At 44.9% G+C, this 16,580-nt stretch carries 13 protein-coding genes and 2 tRNA genes; 4 read left to right on the forward strand and 11 right to left on the reverse strand.

Annotated elements, in window-relative coordinates:
* Positions 1–3: 3 nt before the first annotated feature.
* The 7 genes from Q7A_RS10720 to Q7A_RS10750 all read right to left on the reverse strand — a co-directional run bounded on the left by Q7A_RS10720 (position 4) and on the right by Q7A_RS10750 (position 9,903).
* Positions 4–2,943: a FimV/HubP family polar landmark protein gene (locus Q7A_RS10720; protein WP_014707380.1), complete on the reverse strand. Its 2,940-nt coding sequence runs from the start codon at positions 2,941–2,943 to the stop codon at positions 4–6.
* A gap of 32 nt (positions 2,944–2,975) precedes the next feature.
* A complete protein-coding gene (locus Q7A_RS10725) occupies positions 2,976–3,998 on the reverse strand; it encodes an aspartate-semialdehyde dehydrogenase (RefSeq protein WP_041355167.1) in 1,023 nt (340 codons plus the stop codon).
* A 21-nt stretch (positions 3,999–4,019) separates the two neighbouring features.
* Positions 4,020–5,090 (reverse strand): 3-isopropylmalate dehydrogenase, encoded by a 1,071-nt coding sequence (gene leuB, locus Q7A_RS10730; RefSeq protein ID WP_014707382.1) that lies wholly within the window; start codon positions 5,088–5,090, stop codon positions 4,020–4,022.
* A 30-nt stretch (positions 5,091–5,120) separates the two neighbouring features.
* Positions 5,121–5,759: a 3-isopropylmalate dehydratase small subunit gene (gene leuD, locus Q7A_RS10735; RefSeq protein ID WP_041354560.1), complete on the reverse strand. Its 639-nt coding sequence runs from the start codon at positions 5,757–5,759 to the stop codon at positions 5,121–5,123.
* Positions 5,760–5,964: 205 nt separating this feature from the next.
* Entirely contained in the window at positions 5,965–6,861 is an 897-nt protein-coding gene (locus tag Q7A_RS10740) for a MotB family protein (RefSeq protein WP_014707384.1), read from the reverse strand.
* A 23-nt stretch (positions 6,862–6,884) separates the two neighbouring features.
* Entirely contained in the window at positions 6,885–7,658 is a 774-nt protein-coding gene (gene pomA / locus Q7A_RS10745) for a flagellar motor protein PomA (RefSeq protein WP_014707385.1), read from the reverse strand.
* A gap of 88 nt (positions 7,659–7,746) precedes the next feature.
* Positions 7,747–9,903, reverse strand: a complete 2,157-nt coding sequence (locus Q7A_RS10750; RefSeq protein ID WP_202971529.1) for an ABC transporter substrate-binding protein — start codon at positions 9,901–9,903, stop codon at positions 7,747–7,749.
* A gap of 120 nt (positions 9,904–10,023) precedes the next feature.
* Between Q7A_RS10750 and Q7A_RS10755 the strand changes: the two genes are divergently transcribed.
* The 4 genes from Q7A_RS10755 (at position 10,024) to Q7A_RS10770 (ending at position 14,008) form a co-directional block, all read left to right on the forward strand.
* Complete coding sequence (locus tag Q7A_RS10755) at positions 10,024–10,812, forward strand: enoyl-ACP reductase FabI (protein WP_014707387.1); 789 nt, start codon at positions 10,024–10,026, stop codon at positions 10,810–10,812.
* Between the two features lie 88 nt (positions 10,813–10,900).
* The gene (locus Q7A_RS10760; protein ID WP_014707388.1) at positions 10,901–12,118 is read left to right on the forward strand and encodes a dicarboxylate/amino acid:cation symporter; all 1,218 of its coding nucleotides are present in this window, start codon (positions 10,901–10,903) and stop codon (positions 12,116–12,118) included.
* Between the two features lie 184 nt (positions 12,119–12,302).
* Positions 12,303–12,626, forward strand: a complete 324-nt coding sequence (locus Q7A_RS10765) for a helix-turn-helix domain-containing protein (RefSeq protein ID WP_041354562.1) — start codon at positions 12,303–12,305, stop codon at positions 12,624–12,626.
* Positions 12,623–14,008 carry a type II toxin-antitoxin system HipA family toxin gene (locus tag Q7A_RS10770; protein ID WP_014707390.1) on the forward strand — a complete coding sequence of 462 codons (1,386 nt, stop codon included), beginning with the start codon at positions 12,623–12,625 and terminating at the stop codon, positions 14,006–14,008. Before Q7A_RS10765 ends, Q7A_RS10770 begins: the two co-directional genes overlap by 4 nt.
* Positions 14,009–14,162: 154 nt before the next feature.
* Here the strand turns inward: Q7A_RS10770 and Q7A_RS10775 are convergent, their stop codons facing one another.
* The 4 genes from Q7A_RS10775 to Q7A_RS10790 form a co-directional block, all read right to left on the reverse strand.
* A complete protein-coding gene (locus Q7A_RS10775; RefSeq protein WP_014707391.1) occupies positions 14,163–16,055 on the reverse strand; it encodes a SurA N-terminal domain-containing protein in 1,893 nt (630 codons plus the stop codon).
* A 77-nt stretch (positions 16,056–16,132) separates the two neighbouring features.
* A tRNA-Asp gene (locus Q7A_RS10780) sits at positions 16,133–16,209 on the reverse strand.
* A 9-nt stretch (positions 16,210–16,218) separates the two neighbouring features.
* Positions 16,219–16,294 (reverse strand) — tRNA-Val (locus tag Q7A_RS10785).
* Between the two features lie 13 nt (positions 16,295–16,307).
* Positions 16,308–16,580 (reverse strand): HU family DNA-binding protein, encoded by a 273-nt coding sequence (locus tag Q7A_RS10790; protein ID WP_014707392.1) that lies wholly within the window; start codon positions 16,578–16,580, stop codon positions 16,308–16,310.

The raw sequence follows: 16,580 nt of genomic DNA on the forward strand, positions 1-16,580 counted from the left end.
TCGTTAAGACAAAGCATCGAGCAGCTCTTGTGCCCGTTTTTTCTGTTCATCTGTACCCTGTTCAAGTACTTCTTCCAGAATACCTCTGGCACCTTCAGGATCACCCATATCTGAATACGCTGCTGCCAGATCCAGTTTAGTTTCAGCTTCATCGATTGAATCAAAGTCGCTAAGATCAAAGTCCAGCTCTTCATCATCAATACTACTATCTAAATTTAGATAATCTTCAATAACATCATCCGTTTCTGTGGCAGTCTGATCTTCAGTTTCAAACGCCGATAAATCCAATTCATTAGAATCCAGAGAATCAAGCGATACAATTTCTTCAGGCTCTTCTGTTGCGGTATTTGCTTCTTCTGTTTCTTCAATACTCAGCTCGAGAATTTCCGGTGCAGAAGAGTCTGGTTGAAGTACATTATCCTCATCCAGATTAACTCTCAGATCATCGTCTTCGGCAAACACAGGGGAGTCCGGTTCAATCTCTGCCTCTTTTTCTGCAGAATCATAAATGCTGTCAAACTGCAACATGTCTTCGTCATCACGCTGATAAATTTCATCAGCCTGCGAGACATATGCGGTTTCCGTTTTATAATCATCCAAATTAAACTCTATATGATCGGATTTCTCAATCTCAGGATCAGTTGAAGAATCCATCGCAACTTCTGAAGTGGTATCTTCTTCAGCGCTGAACTCAGTTTCCGTTTGTTCTGCAATTTCCTCAGTAATATCGTCTTGTTCTTCGGTGATCTCTACTGGCTCCGCAAATAGTGGATTATGGGGCAGTAACTGGTTCCCCCAGCTTCTGATTTCAGGCCACTGCGGGTGGGTTTCATCAATTCCAGAAGTATTCAGTATTGCAATGAAATCTGCAGATTTTTGTTGTTTGTAGTAAATAAACATCAATTTTGCTGCAACTTCTTTATCGTAAGGTGCCTGTTGATGTGCTTGTTCAAGGGCAGTTCCTGCTTGAACATAATCTGCATACCCCACAAACATATCGGCTTGTGCGACTAACTCATCAACCGACTGGGCTTTGCTTTCAGTGGCAGGAGGGATTTCCACGCTATTCATTACAGGGGTAACAATGTTCATACTACCGGTTTCAGCAGCCGGAGTAACCGGTTTGTTTTTCTTGATTTTACTGACGGCATCATCCCAACTGACTTCGCGCTGCCCGCGGCGGATAACCATCCAGATAATCAATAGCAATAATAAAATTGCCAATAATGATTCAACTTTATGTGCTATTACAAAGGCTTGAACTCGCTGATAGAGTGAGTCCATTTGCTGTTGGTCCAGATCCAGAATCTGAGCAGCTTCATCGATTGCAGCATCTAGCTCAGCTGAAGCTGATTCGAGTTCTGCTACATCATCATTACTTTCCTCGGGATTGGTATTCGTTTGCTCACCATCCGCTGTATCGATAAATGCTTCCGAAGCTGTTTTATCTTGGGGTATAACTTCGTCAGTTGCAGACGTATCTTCCTGATCCGTTAATTCTGAGATCGCTAAATCAAGCGTACTTTCATCAGCGTCAGTTGTTTCAGTTAAGACAACCCCTCTGGATAATTCCTCATTAGTCTCTAGCGTCGCCTTTTTCTGAGAAGCCAATTCTGAAACTGTCTCGTCATTATCAATAATAGTCGGTTGCCATTCACTATCGACATCCGTTTGATTGGCAGTATTGATTGCGTTATTTTCAACCTCGCTGCCTTCCAGAATCGCATTCGCTTCGTCAACCAGTGTAGCCAGGTCCATCTGAGCATCATCTTGTTCCAGCAGACTTTGTAATCTTGCCATATCCGCATCTTTGAGCGAAATAAGACGTCGCATGGTATCCAGCTGACGCTCCAACGCATCCATACGATTTTTAAAATCAATATTTTCCTGATTTTGTGCTTCGATGGTTTCCTGTGCCAGCGTTAATTGCTCACTAATCCGTTGTAAATCCGGATCGCCATTTATCTCAGGGTCTGTTTCCAGCAAGTCGTTTTCGCTAGCTGTAATCAACTTTAGCCGTGCATTTTCAGTATCAGCGCTTTTTTCACCAGCACCCACTGTGGATTGACCAGCATCATCAGCAGTTATCGCTTCTGTTTCACTATCTGAAGCAGCTATACTATTTGCCAGTGGCGGTGTTGCTTTATTAGCCGACAACGTCGGAGCAGGTGTGAAAGCACGATTTCGATTTTGCCAGGCAAGATTTTGTTGATCGATGATTGTCTTTGCTTCATTGGGAGAAATTTGGATAATTTCATCCGTTATCGGGATTCTAAGCGTGCTGTCTGCATACAGGCTGTTCACATTGTTTTGTTGAAATGCCCGCGGATTTGCTTTAAGTAATCCCAACATCATCTGTTGCATCGTAATATCTGCTGAGGGTTTGGTTCTTTCAGCGATGCTCCATAAGGTATCTTGTGAGCGAACTTTGTAATCCGTAATACTGGGCTGGACTGACAAGGTCGACCGTGGCACAGACGGAACAGTTTGCAGAGTGGCTGACGAGGGTGTTGAAACACTACTCTCTCGACCTCGGTAAAGCTCTTTAGGTGGATCCAGCAGTACCGTATATTCCCGAAGTAATTTCCCTTGTCCGGTAGTGGCCGCCAATAAAAATCCCAAAAAAGGCTCTTTGATTGGAATATCTGAGGTGACCAGGATTCGAGTGGAATCACTCTCTTCAACCACTTCAAAATTCAGTTGCGTCAATAAAAAGCTACGATCCAAGCCTGCACGCTCGAAATCCTCTACAGAGGCCAGCCTGACTTCGAGATTACCTCGTTCATCATCCCGAAGGGCATTAACGGTTATTTCTGCCTTGAACGGTTCATTCATGGCAGATTGCAGTGTTATCTGTCCCAGTCCAAAAGCGAAACCCGGCAAGGGAGTTAAGAAACCAAGTGCCGCAACTACTGACAAACTGGTCAACGTTTTCTGTTTCATTTAACTCCCCTTCCTTGACGCTCTCAGCTATGTTAGAGGTATTTTTCTACCAGTAGCTCGGCAATTTGCACACTGTTCAGAGCGGCACCTTTGCGGACATTGTCTGAGACGACCCATAAATTCAAACCGTTTGGATGTGAAATATCCTCACGGATGCGTCCTACATATACAGGATCCTGGCCAGAAGAATCTGTGACAGCAGTTGGATAACCACCATCTTTATGTTCATCAATGACCACTATACCGTCAAAGGCTGATAGCAATTCCTTGGCTTTTTCAGCAGAAATCTTGTCACGAGTTTCAATATGGATGGCTTCTGAATGTCCATAAAAAACCGGCACCCGAACAGCAGTCGGATTGACCTGAATAGTATTGTCTCCCATGATTTTACGAGTTTCCCAAACCATTTTCATTTCTTCTTTGGTGTAACCGTTATCCATGAAAACATCAATTTGCGGAATAACATTAAAAGCAATTTGTTTAGGATAGACTTCAGCCTCTGCGGGACGACCATTTAATAAAGCAGCAGTTTGCTTAGCCAATTCGTCCATTGCAGGTTTGCCACTTCCAGATACTGCCTGGTAGGTACAAACATTAATACGAGTAATCCCCACCGCATCGTAAATTGGTTTTAATGCCACCAGCATTTGAATGGTAGAGCAATTTGGATTGGCGATAATGCCACGTTTTTTATAACCGACCACCGCATCTGGATTCACCTCGGGCACGATCAGTGGAACATCATCGTCATAACGAAATTGTGAAGTGTTATCGATAACAATACAGCCTGCAGCCGCCGCTTTTGGTGCATAGATTTCAGAAACACTGGCACCGGGTGAAAATAAGCCAATCTGTACTTTGGAAAAATCAAACTCGGCCAGATCTTCAACTATTATCGATTTATTACCGAACTGCACAGTTGAGCCAGCTGAACGCTCACTGGCCAATGCATACACTTTACCTACCGGAAAATTCCGCTTATGCAGGATATCCAGCATGGTTTCACCAACAGCACCAGTAGCACCTACAACAGCAACATCAATTTGTTTAGCCACATTTCCACCTAAATTCATTTGTTACAGCGCTGCCACAACGGCATCGCCCATTTCAGCAGTGGTCACGCGAGTCATGCCCGCGGAGAAAATATCTGCTGTCCTTAAACCTTGATCCAGAACTTTACTTACGGCTTTTTCAATACGATCTGCAAAAGCTGGCTGGTCAAGGGTATAACGTAACATCATAGCAGCTGACAAAATCGTTGCCAGTGGATTGGCAATGTTCTGACCAGCAATATCAGGGGCTGAACCGTGAATAGGTTCATACATTCCCTTGCCGTTTTCATCAAGCGACGCAGAGGGCAACATACCAATCGAACCGGTCAGCATTGACGCACAATCTGACAAAATATCGCCAAACATATTGGTGGTCACCATAACGTCAAACTGCTTTGGCGCTCGCACTAGCTGCATTGCTGCATTATCAACATACATATGACTAAGCTCGACATCGGCATAGTCTTTGGACAATGTTGTCATCGTCTCACGCCATAATTCCGTGCATTCCAATACATTGGCTTTGTCCACCGAACAAACACGGCTTTGCCTTTTACGGGCAATATCAAACGCCACGCGTCCAATGCGATTAATTTCACTTTCGCGATACACCAGTGTGTTGTAGCCTTCTTTCTCGCCATTTTCCAGAGTACGGATCCCTCTGGGCTGACCAAAGTAAATCCCGCCAGTTAATTCACGGACAATCATTAAATCCAGACCAGCCACAACTTCTGGTTTCAGGGTGGATGCATCTGCTAATTGTGGATATAACAAAGCCGGACGTAAATTAGCAAAAAGGTTTAATTGTGAACGAATACCCAATAAACCTTTTTCAGGACGCACACTGATATCCAGTGCTTCCCATTTATAGCCCCCCACTGCACCTAACAAAATGGCATCTGCATGTTTAGCCATCTGCAAGGTTTCATCAGGAAGTGGACTACCAGTTTCATCATAGGCAGCACCACCAATCAAACCGTATTCAAGTTCAATCGCCAAACCATCCTGTTTAAAAGCATTTAAAACCTTTACCGCTTCGGCAACAATTTCCGGACCGATTCCATCACCGGCCAATACTGCAATTTTCTTTGTCATGAATGTTATTACTTATAAATGGAAAAAATATTAGGAAAACAGCCACGGCGTTTGTTCGCGACGACGGGCCTCGTAAGCTTTGATTTCATCAGTATGCTGCAGGGTCAGACCAATATCATCCAGACCTTCTATCAGACAATGCTTTTTAAAGCTGTCTATTTCGAAATGCAGGACTTCACCATCAGGCAACAAAATGCTCTGTTCTGGCAAATCAACGGTCAGCTTATAACCTGGAGTAGCCTCAACCTGATGAAATAGTTTTTCGACCAGCTGTTCATCGAGTTGTATTGTGAGAATGCCATTTTTACTGCTGTTGCTAAAAAAGATATCAGCAAAACTGGGCGCAATAATCACCCGAATACCATAATCTTCAAGCGCCCAAACTGCATGCTCACGGCTCGATCCACAACCAAAGTTTTCACGTGCCAGTAATATCGTCCCATCTTTATATCGTGGTTGATTCAATTCAAAATCGGGATTAAGCGGACGATCTTTACAATCCTGTCCCGGCTCACCATGATCCAGGTAACGCCATTCATCAAATAGATTTGGACCAAAACCACTGCGTTTTATTGATTTCAAAAACTGTTTTGGGATGATGGCATCCGTATCGACATTTGGTCGATCCAATGGGATCACGATTCCTGTTTCTACGGAAATTTTTTGCATGTTTACCCCTTACTTTTTTTGCAGCACTTTTTAACAACCGATTTTATTATTCTTGTATGGTCGCCTTTTTCAAATATAAAGCTTTTTGCCGTTTGTTTTTTTATTTATTGCTCATCTGAATCTTGTCAAAACAAATATCAAAAACCTGCAAAATAATACCATTGTTTGCAGTGCTATATATGTTCATGTGTCATTCTTTGAAAGTCTAGCGGACTTGTTGGATTTCACTTTCTATTGCATCGTGCTGCTGGATCAAATCATCAATTGACTTGGTCAGCTCGCTGTCCAGCGACCCTTTTAGAACCACAATTTCAACACGACGATTTATTGCCCGATTCTCAATAGAATCATTTGGGGCCAATGGCCGGGTATCGGCATAGCCTTCGAGCACAAAACGCTCTGGTGGAATGGTGTTGTATTTGAGCAGCTCATGGACGACTGAAGTGGCCCTGGAAGTTGATAACTCCCAGTTGGACCGATATCGGGAAGTATTTATGGGAATATTATCAGTATGGCCTGCCACCGCAATGAGGCCGTCAGTCTGTGTCAACACTTCATTAATTTTTTTCAAAATGGGGACAAAATCCTGATTCAATGTGGCATCGCCAGAAGGAAAGGAACCGCGCTCACGAATTCGGATAACAATACGGTTGAGCTGATTTTCTACAACGATCAAACCACGCTGTATTTCTGATTCAAGTGCTTCTTTAAACTCTTCAACCTCCTCGGCCACCTGCTTTGCCTGAGCTTCGGCAACAGCTTCGGCATCCATGGTGATTTTTAACACATCTTTCGTATCATCAGTGGTTTCCTGTCTGACAATATTCAGCGGTGTAGGTTTAGGCTCGCCCGGGCTGAATTCCTGTGCAATGATGCTGGTGCCTTTAGGAATAGCTTCAGCTACTACCTCCCGCTGCACACCAAACGCTTTTTCCAAAGACAGAACCACCATTTTATATTTGATGGCATCGATTTCGGCGAAAGATAACAACAGCACAAAGAAACACATTAATAACGACATTAAATCGGCAAATGTCGCCATATAGGCAGGCAACCCCTTCTTTTGCTGCTTTTTGAAACTTTGCGTTTCAGACTCACTCATAGAATTCTGCCGTCGTCAGCTGATTAAGCTTCGGCTGGAGCTGGTGCTTCAGCATCCCGTTTTGAAGCCGGAAGATAATTTTTCAGTAACTCTTCCAATACTTTCGGGTTCTGACCTTCCTGAATTCCCATCACACTCTCAATGATAATACTTTTGTTCATCAGCTCTTCATTACTGCGAAGTGCAAGCTTATCGGCTACAGGCAAAGCAAACATATTGGCAATCATTGCACCGTATAAGGTTGTCAATAATGCAATCGCCATCGCTGGACCAATTGATTTCGGATCGGACATATTCGATAACATTTGAACCAGACCAACCAAAGTACCGATCATTCCCATCGCCGGAGCGGCATCACCAATTTGCTGGAAAATCTGTTGACCGATGCTATGTCGATTGACCGTTTCATTCATTTCCGTGTTCAGGGCTTTTCTGACCACAGCCGGCTCATGACCATCGACCAGCATTCGAATACCCAGTGCCAGTGCAGGATTTTTAACTTCTTGCCGCTCTAATGCCAGCAGACCTTCTTTACGGGCAATACCGGCTAACTCAACGACACTGGTGATAATTTCAGAAGGATCTTCAGATTTATGCAAGAAGGCTTTGGTCGCCGTTTTCATTGAACCGATGAACTGTTTTAGGGTAAAGCGCATCATGACGACAGCAAAGGTGCCGCCAACAACTATCATGAAAGAAGGTGTGTTAACAAAAGTACTCGCCGCTGCCCCAAGAGCAATGGTGGCGATAATCAGACTCCAGGCTATTAAAAAACCCAGTAAAGTAGCCAAATCCACGTGCTTTTCTCCCTGATTAAGTCATACCTGAAGTCATAGAACAATTTTCGCGTTTAATTGTACCGGATGATACGCAAAATCAACAGTATCAACTATTGACAGCCTGTTGGTGTTTTTTTCGACGATACATCAAAACAGCTGGCAACATTGCCAGGCTAAAAATAAACAACAGCAAAATCAGCGGCCAGATGGTCGGTTGATTCCATTTCGACCGCAACTGGTCCCGTAATAGCGGATCAATTCGATGATACTTTAATGTATTGTTTGCCATCAGATTGGGTTTGATATTTTTATTCCACGCGTGGAACAACGTTAACTGTTTGGGATGAAATCCCCATACCCACGGCACATCATGGCGAACAATATCCACCATTTTATCGATAATTTGCTGACGCTCATCACCATCAGGCATCACCCGCATCTGCTCAAATAATTTATCGAATTCCGGGTTTTGGTAATTTGCACTGTTTTCACCATTATGAATGGCTTTGGCATTTGGTCCATATAAAAGAAACAGAAAATTTTCCGGATCCGGATAATCAGCGCTCCAGCCAACCTTGAATATCTGCGTTTGCCCGCGACGCATCTTATCCTGAAAACGGTTGTAATCAGTTGATCGAATCACCAGCTGGATATTGAGTTTTTGAAATTGTTTACGCATCCAGTCCAATTGGGCCTTGGCATCCGGTCCAACAGCAGAAACATCAAAATACAAAACTAACGGTTGCCCTGTTTCAGCATCTCGACCATTGGGATATCCGGCATCCGCGAGTAATTCTTTGGCAAAGGAAATGGGCCTGGTGCGCACCGCATCATTCCGCCATTCATAAACGTAAGGATCCAATCCCTCCCGGCCTTCACGATAACCAAAAATGCCCGGAGGAATAGGTCCCTGTGCAGGAATTCCACGTCCGTTAAAGAAAATGGAAACGAATTCCTCCTGATCTATCGCAATTGCAATTGCCTGACGCAGTTTGCGTGCTCGTTCACTGTCTCCCCCCACTACCGAATCCAGCATATTAAACCCAATATAATGGGTAGTGGTGCCAACAGCAGCCTGTAAATCAATACCTTTTTCCATCATGTCTTCGCTTAGCCCAAACGACCCACCTGAAGAAACCTGGATGGCCTGTTCAAAACTGTCGGAGGTTAAGCCACTGATATCGTAGTAACCCTGAATGAATTTCCCCCAGTAAGAAGTACTTTCTTTTTCCAGGGTGTAAATAATTTTATCGATAAATGGCATCGGCAAACCGGCATCATCCAGTAAACCAGCTGCAGCATCGCCAGGATTACCCTCACTGGGATAAATTTCACCGTGATAATTGGGGTTTTTAATCATCACCATGCGCCGGTTAGGGTCGTTTTCTACCATCTGATAGGCTCCCGTTCCAATCGGGTACCAGTCTAACGTGATATTTTTATCTTTTAAGACAGTCTGCTGGTAAAACACATCGGCTTCCCAGGGAATAGGCGCAAAAAATGGCATTGCCAGCCAGTACTTCAGTTGGGGATATTGACCATAAACAGTAATTTGGTATTGATAATCATCAATAACTTCCACCCCATCGATATGTAATTCCCGCAAATCCAGCGGCTTACCTTGTTGCTGCAGTTTATTGAGAGTGGCGGCAAAATCTCCCAAACCGACAATGTGTTCACTCATTAAGCCTAAAATGGGTGAATGCACTTCTGGATGCGCCAGCCGTTTAATTTGATATACATAATCAGCCGCTTTTAATTCCCGGGTGGCTTGCTCGGGAAAAGCCATAATCGTGTTCAGATGATTGGAGTTCTGTTCATCCAGATCGTGATATAGCCATTGTCCAGACGCATCCTGAGCGAATGCCGGATGTGGTTGATAGGCTATTCCGGGTCTCAGGGTAATCGTATAACGTGAAAAAGCGATATTTTCTGCTGTCTGTTGTGATCCCGCTAATACTTGTTGATTTTTATCTAAAAATTCCACTTCCGGCATTTTGGCTGCGGTCAATGGTTCCATTTGATACGGACGTTTAAGGTAATGATATTGAAAGGGCGGCTCATATATCTGCGCTGTAATCAGACTTTCATTTGCTGAATAGGAACGGGCGGGATCAAGATGTTTTGGACGCAACATAAAGGAGCTGTAACTGACCGTTTTTTCACTCTCAGCTGCAGGGTATGGAGAGTTGATAGCCGATATATCACAACCGGTCAGCAATGCAATAACTATCCAGAAGAGCACAACAGAAAATCGGGGCATAACCATCCAACGTTGAAACCAGGCAAATAGGGAGTATAACGGGAATGTAAGCTGCTCGCCTCTTCCAGTACCTGCCAAAATCAGGTAAGTTTATCGGTTTTAAAATTTCTGGAGTACTTCATGGGTTTTCTACAAGGCAAACGGGTATTGATTGTTGGCGTTGCCAGCTCGCGTTCTATCGCTGCCGGTATTGCGCATGCCATGGCACGTGAAGGTGCTGAATTAGCTTTTACTTACCAAAATGACAAACTCAAATCCCGCGTCGAAAAAATCGCTGAAGAATGTGGCTCCAATCCAGCATTAATTTTTCCTTGCGATGTTAGTAGTGATGAGCAAATCAAAACTGTTTTCGATGACCTGGCCAAACAATGGGATGGGCTGGACAGTATTGTTCATTCGGTCGCATTTGCTCCCCGTGAACAACTGCAAGGCAGTTTTGTTGACAGTGTGACACGTGAAGGTTTTGCCGCTGCACATGATATCAGTGCCTACAGCTTTGCTGCATTGGCGAAAGCGGGTAAAGAGTTAATGGCTGGCCGTAATGCTTCATTATTGACACTGAGCTATCTGGGTGCCGAACGTGCTATCGATAATTACAACGTTATGGGGGTCGCAAAAGCCGCTCTGGAAGCCACTGTCAGATATATGGCTTATTCATTAGGACCGGAAGGCATTCGTGTCAATGCTGTTTCTGCAGGCCCTATAAAAACACTTGCTGCTGCCGGTATTGGCGATTTTGGCAAGATGCTGGCCTATGGCGAACGTAATGCACCATTGCGTCGTAATGTCACGATTGATGAAGTTGGCAATGTAGGTGCTTTCCTGTGCTCCGATCTGGCATCCGGGGTAACCGGCGAAATTACCTATGTTGACGGTGGTTACAATATTGTCGGTATTGGCGATAAGTAATTTTTTACCGATGTTCATTCAGTTAACAAAAACAGGGCTTTCAGCCCTGTTTTTGTTTTAGCCCTTATACATTTGAGGATAGCAGCCAATGCCACACTCACATGCCATCATATTATTGATTTTGATTATCCTGAGTGCCATCAGCGGTGTCTTGTTTGGCTGGTTTTTCGGTGACCTGTCATTACAAATCGGTTGGCTGGGTGACTTATTTCTCAATGCGTTGAAAATGGTGATTATCCCGCTGATTGTAGCGTCTGTTATCAGCGGTATTGGTGCGCTTGGCGATATCCGTAAACTGGGACGCTTAGGTGGCTCCACCCTTCTCTATTATGCTTTAACAACTGCTACGGCAGTATTCATCGGCTTGGTAGTCGTAAACATCATCCAGCCCGGTGCAGGTATTGAACTAGGTGATGCCACGGTTCCAGAGCGTATTTTGGAAAAACAGGGAACCGGCGCATCTGATATTGTGATGTCGTTGATCTCACCAAATCTATTCGCCTCTGCCACTGAGATGCAGTTATTACCGCTTATAGTTTTTGCCATATTATTTGCGATGGCGTTAACAACGATTGGCGAACGTTCCAAACCCGTCTTTGCCGTTTTTGATGGAATTAATGAAGCCATGATGAAACTGGTGATATGGATAATGTATTTTGCGCCGATCGGTATTTTCGCTTTGATTGCTGCTCGACTGGGACTGGCCGGTGGAGGCGATGCACTGTTCCGGGAAATTCAGGCAGTGGGTTGGCATGTAGTCACCGTGTTGACAGGGCTTCTCATCCACTTTTGTTTTCTTCTTTTACTCTTGCAACTGATTGCTGGAAAAGGCTTTAGCTACTTACTGGGTATGAGTCGAGCCCTGGTGACCGGCTTTGGTACAGCCAGTTCAACAGCCACACTTCCACTTACGATGGAAAATGCACGTGAAAATAAAGTAAGTGATAAAGCCATCAAATTTGTTTTGCCACTGGGCAGTACGGTCAATATGGATGGCACAGCACTCTATGAAGCTGCTGCAGTGTTATTTATAGCTCAGGCCTATGGCATTGATTTGACGATGACCCAACAAATTATTGTGTTTATTACGGCAACGCTTGCGGCCATCGGCGCTGCAGGAATCCCTGAAGCAGGGCTGGTCACCATGGTCATCGTGCTTAGTGCGGTAGGTTTGCCATTGGATGGTATTGCACTGTTACTGGCAGTGGACTGGTTTCTGGATCGATTCCGTACTGTAGTCAATATCTGGGGTGACAGTGTTGGAGCCAAAGTCATTGATACGTTAGTTATAAAAAAGGCGCGTTAAAGCCTAGGCGTTAAATTTAAAGCGTGGCTAGACCCAAGAGTTTTACGCGTCACCAATGGTGGCGCATTTTTATATCAAATAGACAGAATATCCGAGATAAATGAGCCTCTTTGGTTAGACTTGCATCATTGATAATGTTTGATATGCTATGCATTTATATACATCTATGCATGGTAAATTAATCATGAGCAAGAAAAACGAAAGAGGAAAATCCCCCGTTCTCCTACCTGCGCGGGAGCGGATCCTGCAGCAGATGGGGGAAAACATCATGCTGGCCAGAAAGCGCCGTAATCTCACCATGGAAATGGTCGCTGAGCGTGCTGATACAACGCGCCTGACCGTTTCTAATATTGAGAAGGGGAGTCCGTCTGTCGCCATTGGTCATTACCTGAATGTGCTTGCCGTACTTCATCAAGAGCAGGATTTTCTGAAGCTGGCGGCGGATGACGAGCTAGGGCGGAAGCTTGCTGATATTAAGCTCAAAAACACAAGGATCGCGACTAAATGAAAAGAATAAAAGTTTATGCTGACTGGCTAGGACTGCCTGGCACCATTTTCGTCGGAGAGCTGACGGTTGACGTTGTGAGGGGGAAAGAAGCCTATCGGTTCAACTATGCCGAAGAATGGCTTGCGTCTCCTCATTCCCTGGAAATCGATCCGGAGCTTTCGCTTTATAAGGGGGATCTGTTCCCCCGTTCAGGCAATGACAATTTCCGCGCCTTTCTTGATTCTGCCCCTGACCGGTGGGGAAAGTTGCTGATGAAACGTCACGAGGCTATTGATGCAAGACTTGATAGCAGGAAAGAGCAGACCTTGTATGAGTCAGATTTCCTGCTGGGCGTGCATGACAGTTACAGGATGGGTGGGTTTCGTTACAAGTTGGATAATGAAGGGCCTTTCTTGAGTGACAATGACTCATTGGCTGCGCCCCATGTCGCCAGCCTGGGAGAGCTGGAGCATGCAGCAAAGATTGTAGAGGAGAATAAATCCATTCCTTCTGATGAAGAACTGGCTGAGTATCGCCGCTGGCTGAACATGCTGATCGCACCCGGCTCTTCACTGGGTGGCGCGAGGCCCAAAGCCTGCGTTCTTGATGAGGATGGGTATTGGATTGCCAAGTTTCCCAGCAAGATGGATGAGTACGATGTTGGCGCCTGGGAATATGTGACCGGTCAGATAGCTACCGAAGCTGGCCTTGATATGAGCCTGGGTGATGTAAAAAAGTTTACGAGTCAGTATTCAACGTATCTTTCAAAGCGGTTTGACCGCACGTTACGTGAGGGTTCACTGGTTCGTGTTCACTTCGCTTCGGCGATAACCCAGCTTGGCTATTACGATGACAAAGCCGATCAGGGCGGCGGTTATTTTCAATCACCTGATCCTGAACATCACCATCCAGCAAGCTATCTGGAACTTGCTGCCTTTATCAGCCGTTATGGGGTGAACATTGAGCCCGATCTGGCTGAGTTGTTCCGACGTATAGTCTTCAACGTGGCTGTAAAAAATACGGATGATCACTTAAGAAATCATGGGTTTTTACATGACGGATCCGGCTGGAAGCTGTCTCCGGCCTATGACATTAACCCAAATCCGGAAGGAACAGGGCTTAGTCTCAATATCAGTGAGACAAATAATGAACTCAACCTAGGGCTTGTAATCGACCAGGCAAAACATTTTAGGCTGTCTGAAGGTGATGCCATCGAGATCGTTCATCAGGTGGTTGCTACCACAGCTCGATACGAAGAGTTTGCCAGGCATGCCGGCCTTGATAGCCAGGAAATAAGGTTAATGCAGCGGGCTTTCATGATGCCGGATGAGGCTGATGAGCAGTTAGCTAATTATGGCTACTCGCGCAGCCCATCCAGATCTGCACCAACAAGCCCGAACTGACCTTTGATACATCAAAGCAAAAGGCACCTTCAATTATTTGAAGATGCCTTTTCTTTTAAGAGCCCTTTATAGACTGGACGTTAAGCGTTTATAGCAACACTTTAGTTTAACGTCTAGCGTTAAAGCGCCTTTTTCAGTAAGTAATATTAGCGAACTACTCTTCTTCGCTTGATGTGACCCGTGATTCATAAATCTCGATGTCGGCTTCACTCCGTAATGTGTTGAGGAATGCTGCCACTTCGACGCTACCGTTCAGTCTGGTCAGATTGGATACCAATCCATCACGCATTTCAGGCTCTACATCTTCAACTGAACCCTGTTTCACATCACTTACTGCTATCACAACATAATTACCGTTCTCGGTAGTGAAACCGGCATATTGGGTTGATTCAGCATTAGGTAATCTAAAGGCTTTGTCGAGGATTTGTGCACTGATGTCCTGACTATCACGTCCATAATATGCGGCTGGCTGCCAGGTATCAGGAAAAACTTCTGTAGCTGATGCACCAGATTCTAACTCCTGCAGTCTGGCTTCCCCCTGAATATAGGCTAGATCGCTGGCGCGCTGATAACGAAGCTGCTCGGTAATCGCTGGAGCAACGGAGTCAAATGGCAGAACAGTCGCTTCAACGTAGCTGTTCTTACGGATGACAACTAATCGAGTATCAGATAACTCTATAACTGGACTGTTAAGCTCCTGATTCAATACATCATCTGAAAATGCTGCTTTCACAACTGCAGGGTTTTCAGCAATTCCACTACCTCCACTACGAGTAAATAAACTTGAGGTTTGAATATCCAACGTTAAACTCTCCGCGGCGATATCCAATGTTTCAGGGTTCTCATAAGTAAGGTTTGCCAGCTCTTCAGCTTTATCATAAAACTGGCGTTCAGCCTGCTGACGTTTGTATTGCAGCTCAACTTCATCTTTAACATCAGCAAACTCTATATTGCTGGATTGATCAATATCCGTTAACTGAATGATGTGGTAGCCAAACTCCGTTTTAACCGGTTCAGAGATATCGCCAACATTCTGTAAAGCAAACACTGCCTCTTCAAAAGCCGGTTCCATAACATCACGTTGAATAGCACCTAAATCTCCACCTGAAGATGCTGAACCAACATCGATTGAATATGTTTTTGCCAGCTCTTCAAAGCTTTGACCTTCTTCAAGTTTGGATTGGATTTCAGCGAGGATCTGTTCTGCTTCTTCATTATCTTCGATTAAGATATGGCTGGCACGGCGCTGTTCAGGACCAACAAACTGTGACTTATTGTCAACATAATATTGTTGCAGCTGTTCATCACTTGCTTTTACTTGTGATGAAATTTCATCAAGTGACAGCTCCAGATAATCGAGTGAAATTTGTTCCGGTGAAGTAAAACTTGATTGGTTTGCATCAAAGAAACCACGAACATCAGCTTCATCAACTTCTGTTTCATCAAGAAAAGCTTCAAGCTTAACCACACCAAAGGCAATTTTGCGCTGTTGATTTTCCAGTTTTAATAGCCTTTCTACCTCAACCTGAGAGACCAGCGTGCTGCCTTCAATATTTTGTACCAGCTGCTGCCCCAAAAGATCATCACGCAGACTTGCTTCATAAGATGTCGGAGTAAAACCTGCTCTGGCCAGGACCATTTGATATTGTTCACTATCAAATGTGCCATCACGCTGAAATGCGGGAGTTTGTTGGATGAATTGGGCAATTTGACGGTCACTTATTCGAAGGCCAAGATCATCAACAGCAGAACGAATTAGCTGTTGCTCGATAAGGTCATCCAGAACGACATAACGGATTTCAGCATTATCAAACATTTCGGGATTGAATTCTTCGCCCATCATTTCACGCATTTGGTCCCGATAACGCTGGACGGCTTGTAATAATTCCGGCTGAGTGATTTCTTCACCATTAATTTCAGCCACGATGGTGTCACTTGGTCCGGAGACATAAGAGTTCACCCCCCAGAGTGCAAACGGAATGCTGATTAAGCCAACAATAAACCAAGCAATCCAACCTTGGGCGCGATCACGTATGAAATGCAACATAGGAGTGAACCTTCTTCACGAATGTGGGTTAATTTAAGCAAAAAAAAAGGCGCATAGAATGCGCCCTTCTTTTGTATTGGCGGAGCGGACGGGACTCGAACCCGCGACCTCCGGCGTGACAGGCCAGCATTCTAACCAGCTGAACTACCGCTCCTGATATTCCTGGTGGGTGCTGAGGGGTTCGAACCCCCGACCCTCGCCTTGTAAGGGCGATGCTCTCCCAGCTGAGCTAAGCACCCCAGAAAAAAGAAACTAGTTTACAGCATCCTTCAGGGCTTTACCAGCTTTAAATGCAGGAATTTTAGCAGCTGCAATTTTGATTTCTTCGCCGGTGCGTGGGTTACGGCCGGTACGAGCAGCACGCTCACGAACAGAAAAAGTACCGAAGCCAACCAGAGTAACTTGATCGCCTTTACTTAACGCCTTGGTGACTGCAGAAGTCACGCCGTCAACAGCCAGAGCTGCTTTCGCTTTTGAAATGTCTGCGGCCGCAGCAACTGCATCGATTAATTCAGATTTATTCAC

Source organism: Methylophaga nitratireducenticrescens (assembly GCF_000260985.4).
In the GTDB taxonomy this organism is placed as follows: Bacteria; Pseudomonadota; Gammaproteobacteria; order Nitrosococcales; family Methylophagaceae; genus Methylophaga; species Methylophaga nitratireducenticrescens.

Bases quoted from the DNA above. Each gene is read 5' to 3' on its own strand.
- Q7A_RS10760 (WP_014707388.1), top strand. From the start codon at position 10,901: ATGCCACACTCACATGCCATCATATTATTGATTTTGATTATCCTGAGT.
- Q7A_RS10770 (WP_014707390.1), top strand. From the start codon at position 12,623: ATGAAAAGAATAAAAGTTTATGCTGACTGGCTAGGACTGCCTGGCACC.
- Q7A_RS10720 (WP_014707380.1), bottom strand. From the start codon at position 2,943: ATGAAACAGAAAACGTTGACCAGTTTGTCAGTAGTTGCGGCACTTGGT.
- Q7A_RS10775 (WP_014707391.1), bottom strand. From the start codon at position 16,055: ATGTTGCATTTCATACGTGATCGCGCCCAAGGTTGGATTGCTTGGTTT.
- leuD (WP_041354560.1), bottom strand. From the start codon at position 5,759: ATGCAAAAAATTTCCGTAGAAACAGGAATCGTGATCCCATTGGATCGA.
- Q7A_RS10750 (WP_202971529.1), bottom strand. From the start codon at position 9,903: ATGCCCCGATTTTCTGTTGTGCTCTTCTGGATAGTTATTGCATTGCTG.
- leuB (WP_014707382.1), bottom strand. From the start codon at position 5,090: ATGACAAAGAAAATTGCAGTATTGGCCGGTGATGGAATCGGTCCGGAA.
- Q7A_RS10755 (WP_014707387.1), top strand. From the start codon at position 10,024: ATGGGTTTTCTACAAGGCAAACGGGTATTGATTGTTGGCGTTGCCAGC.
- Q7A_RS10765 (WP_041354562.1), top strand. From the start codon at position 12,303: ATGAGCAAGAAAAACGAAAGAGGAAAATCCCCCGTTCTCCTACCTGCG.
- Q7A_RS10740 (WP_014707384.1), bottom strand. From the start codon at position 6,861: ATGAGTGAGTCTGAAACGCAAAGTTTCAAAAAGCAGCAAAAGAAGGGG.